The following is a 22,373-nucleotide window of genomic DNA, read 5'->3' as shown; positions in this document are numbered from 1 at the left end:
CAACCACCACGACGCCATGATCCACTACGGAGCAAGCGAGTGCCGTTGCAGTACTAGCAGAGTGCCACAACCACCACGGACGCCAACGTCGACCTGCGATCTTATCCCCACCCAACCGGAAAATCCTCCAGGCGATCACCGACGCCACAGGCAACACGAAGGCCACCTACGGCTACACCGCCTACGGCAAGGACGACAGCAGTCAGGACACCGGGGTCGACAAGAACACCGGCAACGGGGCGTCGGGGTCGACCCCGGCGCCAACCGGTTCCTCACCCGGGATATGTACGAGGGTGCCTTCGCCGACACCCGCATGACCACCGACCCCTATACGGGCAACCGCTACGCCTTCGCCGGGGGTAACCCGCTGTCCAACATCGAACTCGACGCTCGGTGGCCGACTGTTTCTCGAGTTCCGTTCTTTCCCTGTGCGGCGGCGATCTCGACGAGATGTTCGGTCGCCGCAAAGCGGTGCTGCGCCGGGGTGGCACGTTTCGCAACGAGCGCGCTCGTGCCCGGTTCGCGTCGCGACCGGGGACGAGGTACGTCAGTGAGGACATCTTCGGCTGGGGAGACGCGCGCCCGTTGTCCACTTTGGTCACGGCGGCGGAGGACGCCGGATTCTCCATCATCTCCGTGGACGACCTCACCGGGCTTCGCGTGCTGGCTCGCTACCAAGAGGAGTCCGGCATCGCCGATGCCGACAAGTTCCGGGAGCTTGCCGCGGAGGGTCAGAAGGCGATCCGCGAGGTGGTCGCGCTCCCGCGCAGGCAGCTTGGCTAAGGCGGGTGGCGGTTTCGTGTTGTTAACCTCTCCGGGTGGGAAGGTCGGCCCCTGACGGACAGCGCGCCGCGCATTGGCGGGACATCGCCGCCCGCGCCCACCTCACCTTGGACTCGTTGGATCGCGTCGTCGGCGGGGTGGGCACCGCGGTGCTCGCCGCGAGCGTGGTGTTGTATCTGCTGGTCGTCGTGGCACTGTGTGTCGTCGGTGTCGGGGTCCTGCTGGCGCCAGGCGCGTTGCGGATAGTGCGGACCCTTGCCGACCGGGAGCGCGCGCGCCTGTCCCGGTGGAAGCCGGAAATCCTCACCCCGGAGCCGGTACCGGCCCACATCGGTGCCGCGTTGCGGGATTCGCCCGTCCGGCGGGAACTTTCCTGGGTGGTCTGGCACGGGACCGGAGGGCTGCTGATCGGTCTGATCGCCTTGACCTTACCGCTCGACGTGGTACACGACGTTTCGCTTCCGTTGTGGTGGAAGGTGGTACCCGCCAACCTCGCCGGTCCGTCGCTCGGATTCTGGATGGTGCACGACTGGGCGGGTGCCCTGACCGTCTGTCTGTCGGGTCTGGCGGCGGCCGTGGTCGCCGTGCTCATCCTGCCTGGCATGGCTTGGTTGCAGGCGTGGCCGGGAACCGCGTTGTTGCCACCGGCCCGCGGCACGGATCTCGCGCTGCGCGTCGCGGAGTTGACCGCGACTCGTGCGGCCGCGCTCGACGCGCACGCCACGGAACTGCGGCGGATCGAGCGGTCGTTGCACGACGGAACGCAGAACCGGCTCGTCGCCGTCACTATCCTGCTCGGCGCGGCGCAACGCGCGCTGGAGCGGAATCCGGTCGGCGTCGGGGAATTCCTCGGGCATGCCCAGGAAGCGGCCGAGGAGGCGCTGATCGAACTGCGCCGGGTCGTGCGGAGTATCCTGCCGCCGGTGTTGACTGAGCGCAGCCTTCCCGATGCGCTCGCCGCGCTGGCCGTGTCCTGTCCGGTGAGTTGCCGCATTGATGCCAACCTGTCCGACCGGTACGCTGCCTCCCTCGAAGCGGTCGCCTATTTCGTGGTGGCCGAAGCGCTTACCAACGTCGCCAAACACAGCAACGCCGATGAGGTCACCGTGCGGCTCCGCAATCGTGGCGACAGGTTGTTCGTCGACATCACCGACAACGGGGACGGCGGAGCGAACGAGCACGGCGGGTCCGGGATCACCGGTATCCGTCAGCGTATCGAAGCGCACGACGGGACGTTCACTATGTCCAGCCCCGTTGGTGGACCGACCGTTTTGAGTGTGAGCCTGCCATGCGGATTGTGATCGCCGAGGACGACTCACTGCTGCGCGTGGGTCTCACGCTGCTGCTGCGCGCCGAATCCCTTGACGTGGTGGCCGCTGTGGGCAACGCCGACGATTTCCTCGCAGCGGTGAGCGACCACGCGCCTGATGTGGCCATCGTGGATGTTCGGATGCCGCCGACCCACACCGACGAAGGGATCGTGGCGGCCGTCGAGGCTCGGCGCCGTCGGCCCGAACTTGCCGTGCTCGTGCTGTCAGCCTACGTCGAGCAGGCGTTCGCCACCGAGTTGTTCATCCACGGCGGCACTCGGCTCGGCTACCTGCTCAAGGACCGCGTCGGGCAGGTCGAGGAATTCCTGGACGCGCTGCACCGGGTGGCGGCCGGTGGCACGGCCATCGACCCGGAAGTCGTTGCGCAGATGCTGGTCCATACCAGACCCGACACCTGCCTGGGACGGCTTAGCGCACGGGAACGCGAGGTGTTGACGCTGATGGCCGAAGGCCTGGGCAACGGCGCCATAGCCGAACGGCTCGTCGTCACCGACGGCGCCGTCCACAAGCACATCCGCAGTATCTTCGCCAAGCTCGACCTGCCACCGACCGATCGGACGGACCGACGCGTGGCCGCCGTCCTCCACTACCTCAAAAACGCGAACAACCTCGACCACTGACCGGTTTTCCCGTGAAGGAACACTGGTCAGGGGTCGAGACCCGGCACAGCGGGATGGTTCAGACCGTCGCGATGGTCTCGGTCGGTTGTCGGTCGACCGGCCGGTAGCCGAGGCGGCCACGGGTCATGATGAGCAGCACGCTCGCCACGATGCTAGCGCTGATCAGGAACACGTGCGTGGTGTCCCGGTCGGTCAGGGTCGGGAAAAGCCCGGAGAACGCGATCGAGAAGAAGTTGTTGACGCTGGTGTGCAGCAGGATCGCCACCGGCAGGCTCTCCCTCGTCCGGTTGAACACCCAGGTCATGACCAGGCTGAACGCGATGCAGACGGCGGTGAATTCGACGAAGGTCAACCAGTCCACCGCCGGGCCACCCCAGTCGCTGAAGAACAGCGGAAAGTGCCAGACCGCCCACAGCAGGCCCAGAATCGAACTGCCGACGACCGGGCCGAACCGACGCTGCATGCGCGGCAGGGCGAAGTCACGCCAGCCGGGCTCCTCCGAGAGTCCGGTCGTGAACATCTGCATGATCAACGCGGGAACGTAGGCAACCAGTGCCTCGGTCGGCAGGCTTCCGATATGGTCGTCGGACAACGGAATCGCGGTGAAGAACAGAGCTGCCGGAACACCGACCACAACCGCGACATACCAGCGCCAGTTGACCCGCCACTTGACCAACCGCCCGCCCCATACACGCAGCCCCGGCCTGCCGTCCGCCGCCGCGGTCACCAGGAGCGCCGACAGGATCGGCCCCACGAAAGCGCCTGGCAACACACCGGCCAGCTGCGAGGTACCGCCGACCATGGGAAACTTGAAGTGCAGAATCCCCAGACCGTTCTCAGACAGTACATACGGTGCCCACGCCGTCCAGCTCAGCACATACGCCAACACAAAGAACGACACCAGCGGATACCGGCCGATAACGCCGCGGATCCCGCCCGGAGTGGGGGGTGATCTGTACTCAACTTCCCTGACAGTGACATCACTTTGTCCTTTGAGACTGGTCCTGGCTTGCTGCTACAAGCACACCAGTGATGCCGGCTGAGATCATTCCCCTGGGCACCCGAACAGGGGGTACAGCAGGCTATACCCCGCCCTGGGAGCGTGCTCACCCTTGGGGTGTCGGAATCCCCGCGCGAAACCGACCGAGACGACCGCTTCTGCTTCTGCCAAGCGCTCGGTATAGCGGATGGCTCGATATTCCCCGGATTCAACCGGTCGTCGCGACAACCGGCTTAGAAACGCTGCCGCTCGTCACGTCGGCTGATCGGCGGTCGCCCTGGAGACAACGGCGGTCGACCAACCGCGATCGCAGCCCGCGCCCTTTCCTTGTGCCACGACACACTCCCAATTCCACAATGGAGGTGTTGCGACATCGCGAGTCCGGCAGCGGCCGATGCGCAGCACCCCTCGCCGCACTCACTGGCCTCGACAGCAGCCGTGCGGGGTGATGGCCGTCGAAGGTGATCCGCTCGTCAGCGAAAGACGAAGGTGACCTCTCGCGCCGCGATCATGCCAGTACAAAGACTCGCATCACCGCAGGCCAGAGGTCACCTCGCGCGCCTTCCCGACTTCAGAGACGCTCACAAACCTGAACATTCGCCTCACAGCGAGGCTCAATACTCCACCCACAGTTCGACACGGCGAGGGAAGGTATTGGCGTTAGGGATGTCGCGGCATTGAAAGTTGTGGCCAGAGTAGCTCTGCTGCGCCGTCACGGCGCAGCGCAAGTGCGCCGCACTGTTTTCCGTCGGCGTGGTTGCCGACCACCACTGGACGTATACCCAGCGTCCCTCCGCCTGTGCCGCTGCCGGGGCCAGCAAGGCGGCACCGGTGAAAGCCGACATCGCCAGACCGACGCTGGCAATGACTTTTCGCAACATTCGGATCCTTCGATAGATGGTTGACGTCAACGGATTTGGGGGAATTCTACCGGAATCGCGGCCCCCGAGGTCGCGGTCGGGCAACGTTGGTACATACGGTCGTCCTCGCTGCCCAAATGTCCGATCGAAGCTTCAGTGCCCGCGGCGAACTCGGCCAGCGGACCGCCGATGCCGTCCGTGGTCGCCGCCTCCACCGACGAAGTGCTCGAAGCCTGTGCCGCGGTCGACACATCCGGAGAACAGCCGAGCATGGGACCACGTATCAGCGCCGCCCCGCCACCACGGGTTCAACGCCATCCGGACCACCGCGACCGGATGAGCGACGGCTGAGCCCAATCCTTTGGCGCACCCTCAGACGAGGACGTGGGCCTGTTGGCGACGGCGTCGTGGAATCAGTGGACAGCGGCCGCCAACGATCGACGGTTGGTGCATCCCGCCCCTTGCCGATCCGGTGGCGTCGCTCGAACGAGCCGGTGGCAGGCCCGGTGTCGGCCGCCGGCTACGCCCGGTTCGATCCGCTCCCCGGACTGACCGTCCCCGCGCGGCTAAGCCTGGTCGAACGGCACAAGCTCGGGCACTGACGGCGCTCGGACTGCGACCGTTCTCGCGACGTCGAGGCCTTGTGCGTGCGGACCGGTCACTGGGGCCACCCGTCGCGGCACACACTGGTACGGATCCTTTCGAAGCGCCGTCAAGGTGCACAGCGGGGCGCTGGTCCCTGGTACCCCTTGCGGGAGGAGTCGTCGATCCCGACTTCGCAGCGGATGGACGGGTCGAGCTTGTTGTTCATAACGTGTGCGTTGGTGGAATGGTTCTGCAGGCCGATGGCGTGGTCCGGTCCGGCCGCCCAGGTGTTTCCGCTGAGGGTCACGTATTGCACGTCGTCGATCATCACCGTCTGCGACGCCTGTCGGGTCTGACAGTAGTTGTCGCGGAAGGTCCAGTCCCGAGAGACACCTCTGCCGCTGCCGTCACCCGCTTCGGAGTTCGGGCCTTCCGCCATCAGGCACATGTTGTCGATCCGCTCGCACCGGTTACCGTCGATCAGGATGTGCTGGCTGGCAACGTCCTCGTCGTCGGTGGCGAAGGTCTGCATGCAGTCGGCATGCGCGCCGGTGCTGTTATCGGTATCGGTGATGGTGTTGCGCAGGATCCTGATGTCATTACCGAAGAAGCGCAGCCCGTCGCCGTCTCCGCCCTGCGGCGCGGTGACCGTGCTGTTTTCGACGGTGACATTGTTTCCGTGGATCTCGATCCCGGGCGCCGCCGGCCGGTTCATCGTGTAGTCGTCCACGACGACGTTGTCGGCGTGGACATCGATGCCCGCGACCTGCTGCCCGTGGCCGGCGTAGATCAGTGGTCGGTCGGCCGTGCCCCCTTTGGTGATCTCCAACCGCCGGGTTCCCGCGACGGTTTCGATGCAGACGATGTCACCGGGTTCGACCGCCACCTGCCGGGTGCAGGCGGGACTGCCGTCTCGGCGAGGATTCGCCGACAAGGCCGCTGACGCCGCGGCCGGGGTGAGCAAGGCGGTGATCACCGCGATGCCAAGCAGTGTCCTGGTCATAATGCCCTTTCTCAGCACGCCGTTATTGCCGGATCCCGTTCCACGGACACCGGTCGCTCCGGCGCCAACGAGCTCACGATGGCATGCTCCTGCCGGGACCCCTCCCCGCACGGTTTCCGGAGCGCGACCGTGTCGGCGCGCGAACCGCCGCGGTCCCACGTCCGGGCTGCATGACGGAGTTTCAGCCGTAAATGTCCGGTCAAGGCTCTAGAGTGGTGCCGTGCGCCCGGGGGAGTTGGTTGCCGGCCGGTACCGGCTGGACGAGGAGGTCGATGCCGGCGGGAACGGTGTGGTGTGGCGCGCTCATGACCAGGATCTGGATCGGGTGGTGGCGCTCAAGCACGCGCTCTTGCCTGGGAGCGGCGGCGCCGACCGGATGCGGTTGCTCCGCCGTGAGGCCAGGATCCTGGCGAAGCTCAACCACCCGAACGTCGTCACCGTGTTCGACACGGTGTCCGAGAACGGCGAGTGGTGGCTGGTGATGGAGTACACGTCGGCGCCGAACCTCGCCCGGCACGGAAAGCTGCCGCCCGACCGCGTCGCGCGCTACGGCGCCCAACTGGCCGGTGCGCTCGCGGCGGTACACGCCGTCGGCGTCGTGCATCGCGACATCAAGCCCGCGAACATCCTCGTCACCGCCGATGACCGGGTCAAGCTGAGCGATTTCGGTATCTCCCGCCTCATGCACGCGGACGTGACGGTCACCGGCAGCGCCCTGATCGCCGGCACCCCGGGGTACATCGCCCCGGAGGTCGCGCGGGGACACGAGGCGACCCCAGCCGGCGACCTGTTTTCCTTTGGCGCCACGCTGTACGCCCTCACGGAGGGCGTGTCACCGTTCGGCCCCACCGACAACCAGGGCGCGGTCTGGCGGCGCACGATCGCCGCCGACGTGGCCGCCCCGGACCCCCACTCACCGCTGGCTCCCGTGTTGTCCCGCCTGATGCGGGTCGACCCGGCGAAAAGGCCCACGGCGGCCGAAGCCCAGCGTTTGCTGCGACAGGCGGCAGACAGCGTCCGCCCAGCCCGGCGCTGGCCGAAGCTGGTGCCGGTGTCGGGCGCAATGATCGTCGCGGCGGCGACAGCGGCGTGGTTCATGGTCAACCCGGCGACCAGTTCCGGCGGCAGCACCGCGAATCCGTTGCCTGGCCCCGAAAGCAGCAGTCGCCAGGCTGTGCCGGCCCTCGGAGATCCGCGCACGGCGGACCCGTGCGCGCTGACCGACGCGTCCGCGCTGGCACGATTCGGCGAAGCCGAGCGGGATCCCGAGTACGGCAACTTCGACCGCTGCGACGTCGTCGTCAGTTCGGGTAACAGCAAGGTCGATGTCAAGACCGAGCTGGACGCGGCCGGCTCCGACGATGCCCCGGCCGGTGTGGACCAGGTCGGAGGAATCGGCATCGTGCGCGAGCCCCTCGACGGTGAGGAATGCGACCGCACCCTGCTGCTCGCGGGCGGCAACCGCGTCGCGATCGCCGCCCGGCAGAACGGGACCGGCCCAGCGGATCTTTGCGCGATGGCTGACACCGCGACGAACACTGCCGTCACGGCGCTCTCTCGTGGCGAGATCGCACGCCGCGCCCCGGCCGATCCCGCGTCCCTGATCAACGTCGATGCCTGCGCACTGCTCGACGCGGACGCGCTGTCGCGCTTTCCCGGTGTCGACGCGGTGGACCCGGAGATCGGGTTTGGGCACTGGTCGTGCCGCTGGCACAGCACGACAAGCCGGGCGAACCTGCTGATCCGCTTCGACCGCAACGAGCCGCTGACCGCGGACGACGGGCAGCCGACCTGGATCGCGGGCCGGCGGGCGTTCGTCGAGCAGGTCAGCGAGGACAAGGCGTGCCATGTGCAGGTGGTGTACCGCCGCTACACCGACGCCGCCTCCTCGGCCAAGGTCGAGTTGCTGCTGGTCGTGCTCACCGGTCCGCAACCGCTCGACCAACTCTGCGGCCTGGCCACCGCCATCGCCCAGCCGGCCTCCGCCAAGCTGCCGAAGACGTGAGCCGGGGACCCGTCCCGGCGCGGCGCGGCATGCTGGCGGGCACGAATCCACCTGGAGATCATGATGGACAAGACAGTGCCGCCGGCAGGCGGTGAATACCTTGCCGCCGGGCACGAAAGCCTCGCCCTCGGCGTCCCGGCATCGACGCCCGGCACGATCTACGTGCTCAGTGTGATCGGCGGGGTCAGCTTCGGCCCTCGTGATGGCCGGACCATCCTCTTCGGACGAAACCGGCCGGAGGTCCACGTATGCGTCGGAGAGAACGACCGTAGTGTCAGCCGATGCCACGGCCGACTGATCCACCGCGAACATCAGTGGTGGCTCAGCACCGCCGGACGGCTGCCGGTCCGGTTGCCCGGTTCGCGCGTGCTCTTCCCGCAGGACGAGCCGATTCCCCTCGCCGAGGGATACACACCGCTGTTCGTACCAGGCTCCGGTGAGCGCGAGCACCTGTTGGAAGTGTTCGTCACCGGACCGGACCACGAGCGTCCGGTGCCCCGGCACAGCGACCCCACGGCGCCGCCCCGAATCTGGCACCTCTCGGAGACCGAACGGCTCGCCCTCATCGTGCTCGGGCAGCGGTACCTGCGGCACGAGGCCTACCCCCAACCGCTGACCTGGAAGCAGACCGCCGAGCAACTCGCCGAACTGCAGCCGCGCGCCAGGTGGAGCGCCAAGAAGGTGGAACACGCCATTGTGGACACTCGCACCCGGCTGTCCAAAGACGGCGTCGCGGGCCTCACCCGGGAGGAGGTCGGCGAACCGCTGGGCAACGCCCTCAACGACAACCTCATCCGCCACCTCATGAAAAGCACCACCCTCATCCCGCCGGACCTGCGGCAACTCGACGTCATCGCCGACTGAGCATCCGTGGAATACCCACAAACAAGGTCCGGCAGAAGACCTTGGCGCACGGAGGCTGCGTGGGCCGAACAACGCACGAACCCGGGCAAGCAACGGGCGCCCGGCAAGCCCACGCCGGAGCGCACGGACCGCCGCCCACGCCTCTCGGACCGTCTCGTCATTCGCCCCGAAACCGGACCACAGGGCGATATCCACCAAGCGCGCCAACGACAGCAAACCCTCTACAACGGACTGATCTGACACGGCGCCACGTTCCCGTGCGCCACCATCAGCCCGATCGAGCCGACCCCGCACACCAGCGCCACCGGCAGGGGAGCCCGCCGTCGCACCGTCAGCGGAAGAGCGGACACCGCGGCGAAAGCTCGCGGGGTTCGACCGACGCCGTCATCGTCGACGACCGGATCGACCGGCTGGCCGACGCGGTCGAAATCGCGCGGCGGCCCCGCGCGCTCGCTGTGGAAAGCGCGGGCATCGGCACGGTGCTGTCGCTGCTGGCGATGGGGGCGGCGGCTCCATTTCTCCCAAGAGGAAGAGGCATACTTCACTCTTCCCCCGGGTTCGTGAACACCTTCTGTCTATTGGCCGAACATGCTTCCCTGTTCCCGTGTTCGCCAGGAGGTACTTTTGTGCAGAGTGGGCTCCCTGCCGGTGCAGCCGCGCGGGAATCGTGTTGTCCTCCGGGTAAAGGCGATCTTAGAGTCGAGCGGTCGAGTCCATCGGCGGATAGCTGGAAGCCGTGGAAGTTGCACTGGGACAAGGGGATTCAATGATGAAAAAACTGGCCGTCGCCGCCCTTCTCGCGGGCGCCGTGCTCGCCGTGGCCGCACCGGCCGCTTCGGCCGTCACCGGCACGCCGCAGAACCAGCTGCATCGGCCGGTTCGGCCCAGCGCGGTGGCCGCGAGCGACGTGGAGTGGATCCAGGTGGCCCCGGTCGGCACGGTGCATCGGCCGATCCGGCCCAATGCGGTGGTCTGAGGCATCCTTTTCGGGGCCGCGTGCGGAGTCTGTCCGCACGCGGCCCCGAGTCGTTTACGGGGTACCGGTGTCCGTTCTTGGATCCGATTCGGACTGTGGATTTCCGGAAAAGATCTTGTCCATCAAGGGTCGGCGGACCGGTGGGTACTTTTGTGCGGAGCAGTAAGTCGCACACAACAGCGCAATGCAACGAGGTTCAGGCCTGGCGGATCGCGACACTGGCGACAGACGTCACTCCGCCGGGGTGGTGGGCATACCCTCGGTTTCGCTGGTGACGTCTCGTCAAAGTCGACAGTGTCGGCGTTCATGAAATTCCACAGGTCAGGGCCCCACGCGACATCGACAGCGACCTTTGGCGGCGATCGATCGTGATGCGAAAAGGTCCTTGGCCCAGGCCAGCAGGGTGCCGATGTATCCGGAGTCAGTGCTGGTCGCTCTCCGACGCGCCGGTTGTCGTCGCGAGGTCGGCGAGGGTGATGCCGCGGTGGCGACGCAGCGCGCGAAGTCGCGGCCCTACCGCGTCGAGCACCTCGTCCGTTTCGCGATCCATACGACCATCTTGCCAGAACCGCAAGTTTCCGTGCCAGATCAGTGCGCGTCTGGTGAGACTGGGCGCATACCGACGAAAGGGGGTCCTGATGAGCGCTATTGACGCGGTCACGTTCTGGGACGAAGTGTATGTGTCTCGACTGGCGGCCACCGGCCCACGGCCGAATGCTCGGCTCGCCGAGACGGTTGCCGGTCTGTCGCCTGGCGACGCGTTGGACCTCGGATGCGGCGACGGTGGCGACGCGCTGTGGCTCGCGGGTCAAGGGTGGCAGGTCATGGCCGTCGACATCTCGGGGGTGGCGGTCAAGCGGCTCGTGGCCCTCGCCGGCGCACACGGCCTTGGCGACCGGGTCACCGCCGTGCGCCACGACCTGGACACGTCGTTTCCGCACGGCGAGTTCGACCTGGTCTGCGCCCACTACCTGCACACCCCCTTCGACCTGGACAGGGCGGCCGTCCTGCGTTCGGCCGCGCACGGGTTGCGCCTGGGCGGGCGGCTGCTGGTCGTCGACCACGGCTCGGCCGCGCCGTGGTCGTGGAATCAGGACCCCGACGTCCGGTACCCGAGTCCGCAGGAGGTCGCCTCGGGCATCGCCCTGGACGCGGCGACGTGGACGGTCGAGCGGGCGGACACACCCCGCAGGGTCGCGACCGGACCGGACGGGCGCACCGCCGAGGTCACCGACCACGTCCTGCTCATCCGCCGCACCGCCTGATCCCGCCGCGCCGGTCCCTCGACCGCGGCCGGGACGCCCCGCTCCCAGCGTCCGCTGGGCGCTCACTCACATGATCGAGGAGACCGGCCGGCACGCGGGCCACGCCGACATCCTCCGTGAGCTGATCGACGGCGCGATCGGCCGCTGACCCCACCAGCTTCTCCACAGGACAGGAACACATGATCACCGCAACCCGGCCTTTGGCAGGCCGCTTCCTCCGCTCCGCGCGCACGGTGGCGACCCTCGCACTCACCCTCCTGCTCACGATCGGCGTTGCGGCCTGCTCCACGCCGACCACCGGCGGCGTCGCCCCCTACGCCGTCGCCACCCAGAACGACCCGGCGTTCCAGGGCACCTTCCGGCACGAGTTCGCCGACGTCGACGGTGTCCGCGTGCACTACGTGACCGGCGGCAGCGGCACACCGGTGGTGTTGATCCACGGCTGGCCCCAGACCTGGTACGGCTGGTGGCCGATCATGCCGGCACTCGCCGAACACCACACCGTCTACGCGGTCGACCTTCCCGGGCTGGGGGACAGCACCGGCTCACCGACCGGCTACGACAAAGCCACCCTGGCGCGGTACGTGCACACGCTGATCGCCGGCAGGCTCAACGTCCGGGACGCCGCCGTCGTCGGACACGATTTCGGCGCCGCGGTGGCCTTCGAGTACGCCAGCCAGTTCCCCGACGACACCACGCGCCTCGGCTACCTCGACCTGCCGCTACCCGGACCCGCGATCGACGCGGCCACCTACCGCACGCTGAGCTGGCACATCGCCTTCCACTCGCAGCGACAGGTCCCCGAGGCGGTCGTGAGCGACGACGTCCGCGAGTACCTGGCACTGTTCTATCCCCAGGTCTCGTTCGGCGGAAAGGCGTTCGGCGGCACCTCGGATCGGTCCCCGTTCACCGACGCCGAGATCAACGAGTACGCACGGACCTACAGCCGGCCCGAGGCCCTGTCGGGTGGCTTCGAGCTCTACCGCGCTCTCGACAAGGACGTCCGCGACACCGTGGCAGCGGCACCGGTGCGTGTCCCGACCCTGCTCATGACCGCCCAAGGGCAACTCGACGGGATCCGATCCACAGCGGCCCCACGCATGACCAACATCGTGCGTGCGGTGGACGTGCCACACGCAGGGCACTGGCTCATGGAAGAGAACCCCCCGTTCGTCACCGCGGAGCTGATGCGTTTCCTCGACGGATGACCGTGCCACCACGGCGACGCGAGAGTTCGCCTCCGTCGCAGCGTGGTGTGTCGCCCGGCCAACTCGTCCCGAAAGAAGCGACGGAGAACGACCCAGCAGGGGACGATGCCGGGGCAGGTTTCCGTGACCCTATTTCGAGAAAGGTCACCACTGCCCCAAAAAGAGCCCCCGTTACTGAACGATAACGTGGTGTCAGTCCACAATAGACTAATATTCGGCACATCAAAAAAGACGCCGGGGACCGCGGTCCCCGGCGATCTTGCGAACTGTGGGCCTAATGTCGGCATACGAACCACGACGTGCTGGCCGAAGGACCCGAAGCCACGATTCGCCCAATCGCTATCCGGCGGTCGGCGGCGGATCATGCCCGATGCTCGGCGACACGATCGTCGGGTGACCGGCTCCATCGCTCTGGCCACCACCACCGGGCTCGGCGACCTCTCCACCGAGGTCCGGCCCCGGCGCGGTGTGGCGACTGACCGGATAGTCGGGCTGGCCGGGTGGTATTACGGTGAAAGACGTGGTGTCCGGTCGGGTTACGGTTGGGTATCCGGTGGAGTTGACCGGGTTTGTCGGTCGTGCGCAGGCGGCGGCCGAAGTCCAACACGCGCTTCGATCGTCCCGGTTGGTGACGTTGACCGGGGTAGGGGGAACGGGCAAGACACGGTTGGCCGTGCATGTCGCGCGGAAGGTGCGTCGGGCGTTCACTGACGGTGTGTGGCTGGTGGAGTTGGCGGATTTGCGCGATCCGGCGTTGTTGGGGGAGACGGTCGCCTCGACGTTGGGTTTGTCCGATGTGTCGAACCGTGATCCCGAGAGGATGCTGGCCGACTACGTGGCGGACAAGCAATTGCTGCTGGTGTTGGACAACTGCGAGCATTTGGTGATTGCCTGTGCGCGCCTGGTGGCCGTCCTGTTGGTGAATGCGCCGGGGCTGCGGGTATTGGTCACGAGCCGGGCACCGCTGGAGGTAGGTGGTGAGCGCGTGTGGCCCGTCGAGCCGCTGTCGCTGCCCCCGGAAGGCCGGGCACCGGGTGATGACCAACCGTATGAGGCGTTGACGCTCTTCGAGCAGCGGGCCGCGGACGTGGTGCCAGGATTCGCGGTCACCGACGGTAACAAGGCGGCGGTGACCCGGTTGTGCCGACGGCTGGACGGGTTGCCGTTGGCGATCGAATTGGCCGCGGCTCGGCTGCGGATCCTCGATGTCGACGATCTCCTGGCCCGGGTGGAAGATCGCTTTCAGTTGCTCACGCACGGTGGCCGGGCCGCGCCGGCCCGGCATCAGACGCTGCGCGCGGCGATCGAGTGGAGTTTCGAGTTGTGCACGGAACTCGAGCGCGTGGTGTGGGCCAGGTTGTCGGTGTTCCCGGGCGAGTTCGACCTGGCCGCCGCGGAGGAGGTGTGCGCCTGCGATGGCGTAGTGGCCGAGGACGTGTTCACCGGGATTGCCGGTCTGGTCGGCAAATCCCTGTTGACCAAACGTGACGAGGGCAGTGTCGCCCGGTATCGGATGTTGGACACCATCCGCGAGTACGGGAGCGAGCAACTCGGGGAAGAGAAGAAAAAGCTTTTCCGCCGACGGCACCGGGACTTCTATTTGCGCCTGGCCGAACGAGCGGAGGCGGCCTGGTTCGGTCCCTGTCAGGCGCAGTGGCTGGAGCGGTTTTACGCCGAGCGTCCCAACGTGCGGGTGGCGTTGGAGTTCTGCCGTACCGAACCCGGCGAGGCTCGCACGGGGCTGCGGATGGCAGGCGCGCTGTATTGGTATTGGGGCGTGCGGGCCGTCCGGGATGGCCGGTGGTCGCTGGACAAGGCGCTGGCCTCCGACACCGCACCCAGCCCCGAACGAGCCACCGCACTGTGGGCTCTCGGCTGGATCACCGCCGCGCAAGGCGACATCGCCCGCGCTCTGGCCGTCCTGTCCGACTCCTGCGACCTGGCGCGGGAATTCGGCGACGAAACCACCCAGGGACACGCACAGCTGTTCATCGGTTTGGCCAGGTGGTTCGCCAGCGACCTGCAGGGGGCGGCCGACGCGCACGAGCGGGCGGTGGTGCATTACCGAAACGCTGGCGCGGAGGGTCCGCTGCCGATCATGGCGTTGGGTGACCTCGGTGCGTGCGTGGGCATGCTGGGTGGTATCGAACGGGGGGTCAGGCTGTGCCAGGAATGCATCGCCGAATGCCAGACCCGGGGCGAACGATGGGCGCGGTCGTGGGCGCTTTTTCATCTGTCCCTGTTCTGCTGGCTTCAGCGTGATCTGCCCCAGGCGACCGCGCGTGCGCGGGAAGCCCTCCGGCTCAAATACCCCTTCCACGACCAGGCAGGAATAGCCTGGTGTGTGCAGGTTCTGGGTTGGGTGGCCGCGGCCGAGCAGGACGTCCGGCGGGCCGTCGTCCTGTTCGGCATCGCCGAAACCTTGTGGGAACACGTCGGCGGATGGTTCGGCGGGTGGGACACCGCGGGTGAGTGGAGCAGTCAGTACCAGGCCGAGGCCCGCAGCACCCTCGGCGGCCCCGCCTACGAAGCCGGTTTCCGGCAAGGCGCAAGCTTCACATTCGACGAAGCCGTGACCTACGCGCTGGGCGAACACCTCCCCACGGAACCCGTCGCTCCTGCCCCCGCCCCCCGTGAGACACCGCTGACCCGGCGTGAACACGAGGTCGCCGCACTGGTCGCCCAGGGCTTGTCCAACAAGGACATCGCCACCGCCCTCGTGGTCGCCCGACGCACCGTCGAATCCCACGTCGACCACATCCTCAATAAACTCGGCTACACCTCACGCGCCCAGATCGCGGCCTGGATCACCGAGCAGCGGTAGAGCTGCGTGTATGCCGTCGAGGGGCTGTCGTGCTCGCTCCACGACGCGGCTGGTTCGACACGCAGCGGAAGCGCTACGAATCCTGAGGTGTTCTGCGTGAACGGCCCACGTCAGGATTGTTGCCGCAGTACGCTGCGGATCGCGTCCCGGGTTCGGTCCATGACCGCGGTGGGCGGGCCGAGTATCACGTTCGCGGCCGCACTTTCCACGCCGGGGTGTGGATGGGTGGGTGCGATCGCTTCGGCTGCGCGTACGGTGTCCGCCATCGCGCGCAGGCGGTTTTCGTCGACGGTCTTGCGTAGGAGCGGAAACTCCTCTCGTTCCTCGTGTTCGGCGTGTGCCAGGACGTCGTCGCGCAGTTCCCGGAGCAGTGTGTCGAATCCTTCGGCATCCGGTCCGATCTTATCCAATGTGGACAGCAACTCCTTGGCGTGGTGTTCTTCTTTGATGCGTGCGTTCGCCACCCGTTTGCCGCCCTGCCGGCGGTGCACTTCCGGGTGGACGAGTTCTTCCTCCGCGGTCTCGTGTACTGAGAGCCTGTCCTTGATGCCGGTGATGGGCGTCGGGGAACAAAGCGTGCCATCGCCAAGTGTCGCAGTATTCGGTATAGGATCCAAAAAACCGAACATCGCTTTGTGTCGTCCGTACAAGAAAAGTCCCGCAACGGGATACAACTGGCGGTCGGCAAGTTTCCTCAAGTGGTCGAGGAGGGCCGGTGACGACGGTAGAGGCGGACGTGCCATATTTCTCTCAGTGGGAATCACCTGAGTTGGTCGGGCCGATCATCCGCGGTGAACTCGCCGCCGAGGACGACCCCCGGTGGGCCGAGTCAGGCGCCGCTACCCGCGCGGATTATGCCTTTTGGAGCTGGCGTGCGTGTGGCATGGCCTGTTTGCGCACGGTGCTGGCGAGTTGGCGTTCAGTCTCGGCAACGACGGTGGGCCTTGGCGAGGAGGTGCTCGAAGCCGGTGGTTACCGTCGCCGCCCGGACGGGCTTGACGGCCTCATCTACGCGCCGTTCGTCGATTACGTGCGGGCGCGATGGGGCATTATGGCCCGTGCGGAGCCGCGGCTGGAGATTCTCGCGTTGCAAGAATTGGTCCGAGCGGGGCACTGGGCGATGGTCTCCGTCATGCGCGTTGCCGTGATCGTCGGTGGACGATCGGACGAATCCACCGTCACCCGGATCTCCGGCGAGAACGTTTGCCGCGCGAACTCGGCCACCAGTCGGTGGTCGTGGAGACGAGTCCGCGGGCGTGGACTGCGCAGGGGGAACCGATCACACTGGAACCCGGGCGCGGGTTGGCCTCCTGCCAGGTGGCCTTCCCCCTTGTCGCTCACTTGCAGGGTCTCCTCGAAACACTTGACATCCCGTACACCGGGCCCGCCGCCTTCGCCGCGCATCTGACCAGACACAAGATCATCTGCAAGGACCTCCTGGGTGTCCGCGGGTTCCCCCAAGTTCCAACGCCCAGAGGCGGGCGTGGCGACTGTCTCTTGCTCTTGCGCACGCGAGCGTGGCCTCCTATCCGCCCCTGAGCTTCGCGGTAAGCCGAGCGAGTTCGTCGAGCACCGCGTGTGCCGCGGTGTCGCGGTCGGGGTTCGGCACGACTTGGCCATCGTGGCCGAGTTCCCGCGGCGCGAAAGGGACGGTGACTGCCTCGAAAATCGGCACCATGCGCAGGGTGGTGACGACCTGCTTGAGCTGCTGGATGGCCCGCGTGCCGGCTCCCACGCCGCCGTAACCCAGGAAAGCGACCGGCTTGTCCACCCATTCCCGATGCAGGTAGTCGAGTGCGTTCTTCAGTACGGGGCTGTAGCCGTAGTTGTATTCAGGGGTGACTAGGACGAACGCATCGGTGGCATCGACGATCCGGCTCCAGCGCCGGGTGTGCTCGTGCAGGTAGATGCCGGTTTTGGGGTGGTTCGGTTCGTCGTGAAAGGGGAGCCCGATCTCGGCGAGGTCGACCGTGGTGACGTCGAAGGCGTTGTGGCGCGTCGCCACCTCGGTGAACCAGGTGGCGAACGCGGGGCCGATGCGTCCGGGGCGCACACTTCCGATGATGACGGCCAACACGGGTCTGGTCTGATCAGGCTCCATACCTGTACTCCTCGGCTCAGGCGCGCTTGGAGAGGGTCGGTGAGGGCGTCGGCTCGTTCTCGGCAGCACGACGATCGAAGCCGGCGACCGCGGGATAGCGGTAGGGCCCCAGGAACATCGCGAGCAGTGCGCACCCGGCGAGTGCGGCGCCGAGCCACGGCATGATGCCTTCGTAGCTGCCGACCTGGTCCCGCCCCGCGCTGACGATGGCGGGGCCGAAGGCGACGGAGAAGAGCACAACGCAATGCATCGCGCCGACCAGCGTTCCGAACCGGCGCAGGCCGAGATAGCGGGAGACCAGGAAACTCATCAAGTCGACCTCGACGCCGAACGCGAGCCCGATGAGTGCCATCCCGGCGACGGCGGCGGAGAACGTCGGCCGCAACAGGAACAGCCCGCCGACAGGGCAGAGCAGGATGACCGGGACCAGCAGCCGAGCCGGGATCCGATCGAGCAGCGGCCCACCGAGGAGCCGCCCGGCGGTGGCTGTGATGCCGTACACGGTGAGCAGGAGGGCCGCCTGGCTCAGGGGCATCCCCGCGTCGGTGAGCATCGGCACGGCGTTGACCTGAATCCCGAATACGGCCATTCCCGCCACACAAAGAATCACGGTGATGAACCAGAACTGTCGTGCGGCCAGCGCCTCTCGCACGGTGAGACCGGGCAGTTCGAGGCTGACATCTCGTGCCGGGGTGTCGCGCGCCTGCCGTCCCCGGACGCTCTGCTCGCCGCGAACCCGCACGAAAGGAACGATTGTCACGAGGGAGACGGCCAGGGTGGCTACTCCAAGAAATAGGTAGGCCCAGCGCCAGCCGAGGGACCTGATCATCATCGTGGCCAGCGGCGGAAGCACTGTCGAACCCAGTGCGGCGAGCACGGCCATCACGGCGAGCGCGAGCCCGCGCCGGTTGTCGAACCAGCTCACGATGGCTTTCGTCATCGGGATGAAGGTGCCGCCGGCGAAGAGCCCGGTCAGAAAGTAGGGGAGGACAAGCCACGGGTGCGCCAGCGGCGCGGCCGCGATGGCGGCCACACCCGCGGCGTAGAGAACCCACGCCGGAATGACGACGACGCGAAGCGCGAAAACGTCGAGCAGTCGGCCGGCCACGAGAGTCCCCAAAGCCATGCCGACCGCCGCCGCCGTGAAGGCGAGAGTGATCGAGGTGCGGCTCAGCCCGCTCTCGTGCGATATCGGTATGACGAACAAACCGAAGGTCCCGAGGACGAGCGGCCCGAGGCCGAACATATTGGACAGTCCGGCGCCCAGGACCACCAGCCACGGATTCCGGCGCCAACCGGTTGTGCTCATTGGTTTCCTCCCGCGGTGACGGTCAGATGGGGGGCGACGGCCCTAGTGCGGTGGAGCACACGTCCGATCGCGGCCCGGATCGAGAATTCCGGATCGTCGGTGAGGTCGAGCGTTCGCCAGGCGACGTGCCCGTCGGGTCGTATCAGCACGGCACCGTGCCGGCCCAGTTCATAGAGGTCGAGGAACCGGCCATCCGGATCGACGAAATCGGCGGTCGCGAGGTCCTCGGCGGAACCGACCCGGCCCGCATCGATCGGCGCGTTCACGTCGCCGGCCACACGGCGAGCCGCGTCGGCCCATGTCGAACTCGCTGACAACAAAACGAAGCGGGCGTCGGAGAGATCGATGGTGGAGACCTTTTCCCCGCGGTGGGTCAGCCATGTGTGCGGGGCCCGGGCACCCGGCGCGGCGGTGGGGACATAGGTACCGACACCGGATTCAGGCACGACCGTGCCGTCCGGCACGACGGCCGTCGAGTCGTAGACATAGCCGAAACTCAGGCCATCGAAGGAGAAATGGTCGAGTTGCCCGGGCACGGCGCGGGCCAGTCGCTCGCGGAGGGCCGATCCGCCGGGTGTCTCGATCGCCGCGAAGCCCTCCGGATCATGGACGAGGATGCCGGACAGTCCACTTTCGACCATCGCACGGGCGTTGGCAACGCTGTTGCCGGTGTTGCGCACCCCGACGGGATGCCGTTCGGTGTCATAGGTATCGAGCAGTTCCGGTTCCGCGATCCCCCGCAGGACGGCGTGAAGCTTCCAGGCCAGGTTGTGTGCGTCACCGATGCCTGTGTTCATGCCCATACCGCCCGTCGGCGGCATGGTGTGCGCGGCGTCGCCGGCCAGGAACACCCGGCCCGCTCGGAACCGCTCGGCCACCGCCGCACGCATCTGCCACGGCAGCACGCTGCGGATCTCGATGGGGATGTCCTCGCGGCCGACGAGCGCGCGGACAATGGCTTCACACCGCTCCGGCGGATAGTCCTCGACGGACTCGCGCTGGGCGTCGTAGGCGAAGAGCAGGTGCCACCGGCGGGCGCCGTCGAGGGAGATCACGACGCCCTGCACTTCGGGGTTGTAGAGCCAGTAGAGGGCGTTCGGCCGCGTGGCGGCAAGCCATGGGAGATCGGCGTGGAAATAGATTCCGAGCTGTGAACCCAGGGCACCGGGGCCGTCGACCTGGATTCCCAGTGCCTCGCGGACCGCGCTGCGAGGACCGTCCGCCGCGATCACATACGCCGCGTCGATCGTCTCCACCTCGCCTGCCGGTCCGTGGAGGGTGGCCGTGACGGCCTCCGGGCCGTTCACGAGATCGCGGACCTCCCAGTTGAAGCGGCTGGTCACCGACGGGCACCGCTGGGCACGTTCGAGGAGGATCGGTTCGAGGCGATCCTGTGGCGTGGAGGACAACGCCGCGGGGCCCTGGCCGTCCGGGCCCATCAGCCACTCGGAGTCCTCCCGGAACCGGAGGGAACCGAGCTCGATACCGCTCAGGCGTGTCATGAAGGTGACTCCGCCGAGGAATGCTCGAGGCAGGCCTTCGTCGCGCACCTGTTCGTCGATTCCCCACAACCGGAAGATTTCCATGGTGCGGCCGTTCTCGACATGACCTCGGGGATGGGTTGAGGTCGTGCCCCGGCGTTCGACGAGCGTCGTCGAGACCCCTAGTCGACCCAGCGCGATCGTGGCCGCGAGACCGGTGGGTCCACCTCCGACAATGAGTACTTCCGTGGAGTGGTGGGCCATCACGAGGCCGCCTTTCCGACCAAGCGATGCCGCAAGCGTCCGATGCCCTCGCACCATGTGGTCAGTTCGTCCCCCTCGGCGAGAAAGCGGGGTGGGTCCTGGCCCACGCCGACACCGGCTGGGGTTCCGGTGAACATGACGTCGCCGGGCAGCAGGGTCACCACCTCGGACAGCTTCGCCACGAGCGCCGGAACGGAGAACACCATCTGGCCGGTGCGGGATTTCTGCACGGTCTGGGCGTTGACGGCGCAGCCGATTTCCAGGTCGTCGGGGTCGTGTCCTGCGGCGCGCAGTTCGTCCACGGTGACCAGTGCGGGACCGACGGGGGCGAAGCCGGGGTAGGACTTGCCCATGCCGAACTGCGGGGGAGCTACCGCGAATTGGGTAACACGGTCGGAGAGGTCCTGACCGACGGTCAATCCGGCCACGTGGTCCCAGCCGTCGGCCTCCTGGATGCGGTGTCCGCCGATCCCGATGACGGCGACGAGTTCGACCTCCCAGTCGACGTCGCCGGGGGAGAGCGCGATCTCACCGTAAGGACCGGTGAACGCCGAGGCGTACTTGGTGAACACCAGTGGCTCGTCGGGTATTGCCATGCCCGACTCGGTGGCGTGGTCGCGGTAGTTGAGTCCCACCGCGAACACTTGCGGCGGACGCGGTGCCACCGGACCCAGCGACATCGGGTCGATCAACTGCGGCTTGATCTCGCCGGCACTGGGGTTCGTTTCCGCGACCCAGGCACGGAACTCCGCCCACCGGGCGTAGACCCCCTGCGGTGAGGAGTCGAAACGACCCGCGCTCAGCTCCGCCACATCCCAGCCGAACAGGCGGTCCGAAGCCATGCCGTCCAGCTCCGTTTTCCCATCGGGGGACAGCAGGGTCAGCCGGCCCGCTGCCGTGACAAGACGCATGGTGTGGCTCCTCATCGTCGAGGTGGATTCCCGTCGACCGACGGGCGGCTTACAAAATCTAGGAAACAACTTATAACTTGTCAACGCATCATTGCGCGTCGCGAAGCGCCGCGACGGGTCACACGGCTGGTGCCGCGAGGGTCACGCGGTGGCGCCGCGGTACTGGTCGCCAGCCTCGTCCGAGGCGGCAACGCCGACACGGGTCATCGCGGCAAGGATGGTCTGCAGGTTGTTTTCCAGGTGTGCAAGGACGGCGGCGCGAACCCTTACCGGGTCGCGTGAGCGGGCGGCGTCGACGAGTTCCTCATGCGCGTGGCTGCGGTGGGCAGCGAATACCTCCGGCGCTTCGACCGGGTCGAAAACCAGCCGGGAATAGCGCTCCGAAGCGTCCCAGAGGGGGGTCAGAATCCTGCGATCCCAGACGCTGGCGGCCGGTTCGAGCAGGGCGGCGTGGAAGGCGCGGTGCGGCTCCCAAAACGCTTCGCCGAGCACCTGGTCAAACGTGGTGCGAACCAGCTCGGCAAGACTGTCGAGCTCGGTGTCGGTCCGGTGGGGGGCCGCCAGTGCGGCGAGTTCGGGCTCCAGGATCATCCTGGCCCGGTAGATCGACCGGAGGTCGGCGGGGTCCAGTGGTGTCACGATCGCGCTGCGAGAGGGGCTCAGTACCACCAGGCCTTGAGCCTCGAGTTGTCGCAGTGCCTCGCGGACAGGGACATGGCTGACTCCGAGCTGTTCGGTAAGGGCGGGGACCGTGAACGGTTGCCCTGGGGGCAGGTCGCCGTTGAGGATCGAGCGTCGGATCTCGTGGAGGACCAGGTCGACCGCCGATGCCTTCTTGGAGGCGACCGACCGCACTCCTTGTTGCCTGTCCACCGCAACCCCCTGCCTGTCGTCATGTAGCGCCACGAGGACATGTTATGCCATGTTGACATCTTATAATCTAGCGCCTAATGTCTTCGGCGTACGGCGCGACCGCTGGTCTC

General features: G+C 67.1%; 20 protein-coding genes and 2 pseudogenes. 11 read left to right on the top strand and 11 right to left on the bottom strand.

Features of this window, described 5'->3' with window-relative positions; translation table 11 throughout:
- Positions 1-393 precede the first annotated feature (393 nt).
- The 3 genes from ACFSXZ_RS00430 to ACFSXZ_RS00420 are packed head-to-tail and all read left to right on the top strand — an operon-like array spanning position 394 to position 2,734.
- A complete protein-coding gene (locus ACFSXZ_RS00430) occupies positions 394-783 on the top strand; it encodes a hypothetical protein (RefSeq protein WP_378259994.1) in 390 nt (129 codons plus the stop codon).
- 35 nt (positions 784-818) lie between these two features.
- Positions 819-2,084 carry a sensor histidine kinase gene (locus ACFSXZ_RS00425; RefSeq protein WP_378259992.1) on the top strand — a complete coding sequence of 422 codons (1,266 nt, stop codon included), beginning with the start codon at positions 819-821 and terminating at the stop codon, positions 2,082-2,084.
- Positions 2,072-2,734, top strand: coding sequence for a response regulator (locus ACFSXZ_RS00420; RefSeq protein WP_378259990.1), 663 nt, complete (start codon positions 2,072-2,074; stop codon positions 2,732-2,734). Before ACFSXZ_RS00425 ends, ACFSXZ_RS00420 begins: the two co-directional genes overlap by 13 nt.
- A 58-nt stretch (positions 2,735-2,792) precedes the next feature.
- Here the strand turns inward: ACFSXZ_RS00420 and ACFSXZ_RS00415 are convergent, their stop codons facing one another.
- Both ACFSXZ_RS00415 and ACFSXZ_RS00410 read right to left on the bottom strand, forming a co-directional pair.
- Positions 2,793-3,635: a CPBP family glutamic-type intramembrane protease gene (locus ACFSXZ_RS00415; protein ID WP_378259988.1), complete on the bottom strand. Its 843-nt coding sequence runs from the start codon at positions 3,633-3,635 to the stop codon at positions 2,793-2,795.
- Positions 3,636-4,348: 713 nt separating this feature from the next.
- Positions 4,349-4,615: a hypothetical protein gene (locus ACFSXZ_RS00410; protein ID WP_378259986.1), complete on the bottom strand. Its 267-nt coding sequence runs from the start codon at positions 4,613-4,615 to the stop codon at positions 4,349-4,351.
- Positions 4,616-4,783: 168 nt separating this feature from the next.
- Here ACFSXZ_RS00410 and ACFSXZ_RS00405 point away from each other — a divergent pair, with 168 nt between their 5' ends.
- Positions 4,784-4,945, top strand: coding sequence for a hypothetical protein (locus ACFSXZ_RS00405; protein ID WP_378259984.1), 162 nt, complete (start codon positions 4,784-4,786; stop codon positions 4,943-4,945).
- A 361-nt stretch (positions 4,946-5,306) separates the two neighbouring features.
- Here ACFSXZ_RS00405 and ACFSXZ_RS00400 read toward each other — a convergent pair whose 3' ends face one another.
- A complete protein-coding gene (locus ACFSXZ_RS00400) occupies positions 5,307-6,008 on the bottom strand; it encodes a hypothetical protein (RefSeq protein WP_378259982.1) in 702 nt (233 codons plus the stop codon).
- 394 nt (positions 6,009-6,402) lie between these two features.
- Between ACFSXZ_RS00400 and ACFSXZ_RS00395 the strand changes: the two genes are divergently transcribed.
- Together ACFSXZ_RS00395 and ACFSXZ_RS00390 are read left to right on the top strand one after the other, a co-directional pair.
- Positions 6,403-8,187 carry a serine/threonine-protein kinase gene (locus ACFSXZ_RS00395; protein ID WP_378259980.1) on the top strand — a complete coding sequence of 595 codons (1,785 nt, stop codon included), beginning with the start codon at positions 6,403-6,405 and terminating at the stop codon, positions 8,185-8,187.
- A gap of 60 nt (positions 8,188-8,247) precedes the next feature.
- A complete protein-coding gene (locus ACFSXZ_RS00390; RefSeq protein WP_378259978.1) occupies positions 8,248-9,051 on the top strand; it encodes an FHA domain-containing protein in 804 nt (267 codons plus the stop codon).
- Between the two features lie 221 nt (positions 9,052-9,272).
- Here ACFSXZ_RS00390 and ACFSXZ_RS00385 read toward each other — a convergent pair whose 3' ends face one another.
- On the bottom strand, positions 9,273-9,596 hold the full coding sequence (locus ACFSXZ_RS00385; protein WP_378260004.1) for a hypothetical protein: 324 nt from the start codon (positions 9,594-9,596) through the stop codon (positions 9,273-9,275).
- Between the two features lie 221 nt (positions 9,597-9,817).
- On the opposite strand from ACFSXZ_RS00385, the gene ACFSXZ_RS00380 reads away from it, so the two are divergent.
- Positions 9,818-10,027 (top strand): hypothetical protein, encoded by a 210-nt coding sequence (locus ACFSXZ_RS00380; protein ID WP_378259977.1) that lies wholly within the window; start codon positions 9,818-9,820, stop codon positions 10,025-10,027.
- A gap of 433 nt (positions 10,028-10,460) precedes the next feature.
- Here ACFSXZ_RS00380 and ACFSXZ_RS00375 read toward each other — a convergent pair.
- Positions 10,461-10,577, bottom strand: a pseudogene (locus ACFSXZ_RS00375) (XRE family transcriptional regulator); the annotation flags it as partial.
- Between the two features lie 88 nt (positions 10,578-10,665).
- On the opposite strand from ACFSXZ_RS00375, the gene ACFSXZ_RS00370 reads away from it, so the two are divergent.
- The 4 genes and pseudogenes from ACFSXZ_RS00370 (at position 10,666) to ACFSXZ_RS00355 (ending at position 15,324) form a co-directional block, all read left to right on the top strand.
- A complete protein-coding gene (locus tag ACFSXZ_RS00370; protein ID WP_378259975.1) occupies positions 10,666-11,292 on the top strand; it encodes a class I SAM-dependent methyltransferase in 627 nt (208 codons plus the stop codon).
- Between the two features lie 16 nt (positions 11,293-11,308).
- A pseudogene (locus ACFSXZ_RS00365) lies at positions 11,309-11,440 on the top strand (mycothiol transferase); the annotation flags it as partial.
- Between the two features lie 31 nt (positions 11,441-11,471).
- A complete protein-coding gene (locus tag ACFSXZ_RS00360) occupies positions 11,472-12,500 on the top strand; it encodes an alpha/beta fold hydrolase (protein ID WP_378259973.1) in 1,029 nt (342 codons plus the stop codon).
- Positions 12,501-13,128: 628 nt separating this feature from the next.
- Positions 13,129-15,324: an ATP-binding protein gene (locus ACFSXZ_RS00355; protein WP_378259971.1), complete on the top strand. Its 2,196-nt coding sequence runs from the start codon at positions 13,129-13,131 to the stop codon at positions 15,322-15,324.
- 110 nt (positions 15,325-15,434) lie between these two features.
- On the opposite strand, the gene ACFSXZ_RS00350 is transcribed toward ACFSXZ_RS00355, so the two are convergent.
- The 6 genes from ACFSXZ_RS00350 to ACFSXZ_RS00325 form a co-directional block, all read right to left on the bottom strand.
- Positions 15,435-16,088, bottom strand: coding sequence for a hemerythrin domain-containing protein (locus ACFSXZ_RS00350; protein WP_378259969.1), 654 nt, complete (start codon positions 16,086-16,088; stop codon positions 15,435-15,437).
- 761 nt (positions 16,089-16,849) lie between these two features.
- The gene (locus tag ACFSXZ_RS00345; protein WP_378259967.1) at positions 16,850-17,425 is read right to left on the bottom strand and encodes an NADPH-dependent FMN reductase; all 576 of its coding nucleotides are present in this window, start codon (positions 17,423-17,425) and stop codon (positions 16,850-16,852) included.
- Between the two features lie 16 nt (positions 17,426-17,441).
- On the bottom strand, positions 17,442-18,734 hold the full coding sequence (locus ACFSXZ_RS00340) for an MFS transporter (RefSeq protein ID WP_378259965.1): 1,293 nt from the start codon (positions 18,732-18,734) through the stop codon (positions 17,442-17,444).
- Positions 18,731-20,479 carry an FAD-dependent monooxygenase gene (locus ACFSXZ_RS00335; protein ID WP_378259963.1) on the bottom strand — a complete coding sequence of 583 codons (1,749 nt, stop codon included), beginning with the start codon at positions 20,477-20,479 and terminating at the stop codon, positions 18,731-18,733. The genes ACFSXZ_RS00340 and ACFSXZ_RS00335 overlap by 4 nt, the downstream gene beginning before the upstream one ends.
- A complete protein-coding gene (locus ACFSXZ_RS00330; RefSeq protein ID WP_378259961.1) occupies positions 20,479-21,390 on the bottom strand; it encodes a fumarylacetoacetate hydrolase family protein in 912 nt (303 codons plus the stop codon). The genes ACFSXZ_RS00335 and ACFSXZ_RS00330 overlap by 1 nt, the downstream gene beginning before the upstream one ends.
- Before the next feature lie 141 nt (positions 21,391-21,531).
- Positions 21,532-22,296, bottom strand: a complete 765-nt coding sequence (locus ACFSXZ_RS00325) for a GntR family transcriptional regulator (protein WP_378259959.1) — start codon at positions 22,294-22,296, stop codon at positions 21,532-21,534.
- Positions 22,297-22,373: the final 77 nt, after the last annotated feature.

It is taken from the genome of Amycolatopsis pigmentata (assembly GCF_042684065.1).
Taxonomy (GTDB): domain Bacteria; phylum Actinomycetota; class Actinomycetes; order Mycobacteriales; family Pseudonocardiaceae; genus Amycolatopsis_E; species Amycolatopsis_E pigmentata.
This window is presented reverse-complemented; position numbering and strand designations above follow the sequence as displayed.

What these genes read in the sequence shown, in the direction of transcription:
- ACFSXZ_RS00420 (WP_378259990.1), top strand. Translation starts at nt 2,072, where the DNA reads ATGCGGATTGTGATCGCCGAGGACGACTCACTGCTGCGCGTGGGTCTC.
- ACFSXZ_RS00410 (WP_378259986.1), bottom strand. Translation starts at nt 4,615, where the DNA reads ATGTTGCGAAAAGTCATTGCCAGCGTCGGTCTGGCGATGTCGGCTTTC.
- ACFSXZ_RS00405 (WP_378259984.1), top strand. Translation starts at nt 4,784, where the DNA reads ATGCCGTCCGTGGTCGCCGCCTCCACCGACGAAGTGCTCGAAGCCTGT.
- ACFSXZ_RS00390 (WP_378259978.1), top strand. Translation starts at nt 8,248, where the DNA reads ATGATGGACAAGACAGTGCCGCCGGCAGGCGGTGAATACCTTGCCGCC.
- ACFSXZ_RS00380 (WP_378259977.1), top strand. Translation starts at nt 9,818, where the DNA reads ATGATGAAAAAACTGGCCGTCGCCGCCCTTCTCGCGGGCGCCGTGCTC.
- ACFSXZ_RS00370 (WP_378259975.1), top strand. Translation starts at nt 10,666, where the DNA reads ATGAGCGCTATTGACGCGGTCACGTTCTGGGACGAAGTGTATGTGTCT.
- ACFSXZ_RS00360 (WP_378259973.1), top strand. Translation starts at nt 11,472, where the DNA reads ATGATCACCGCAACCCGGCCTTTGGCAGGCCGCTTCCTCCGCTCCGCG.
- ACFSXZ_RS00345 (WP_378259967.1), bottom strand. Translation starts at nt 17,425, where the DNA reads ATGGAGCCTGATCAGACCAGACCCGTGTTGGCCGTCATCATCGGAAGT.
- ACFSXZ_RS00340 (WP_378259965.1), bottom strand. Translation starts at nt 18,734, where the DNA reads ATGAGCACAACCGGTTGGCGCCGGAATCCGTGGCTGGTGGTCCTGGGC.
- ACFSXZ_RS00335 (WP_378259963.1), bottom strand. Translation starts at nt 20,479, where the DNA reads ATGGCCCACCACTCCACGGAAGTACTCATTGTCGGAGGTGGACCCACC.
- ACFSXZ_RS00330 (WP_378259961.1), bottom strand. Translation starts at nt 21,390, where the DNA reads ATGCGTCTTGTCACGGCAGCGGGCCGGCTGACCCTGCTGTCCCCCGAT.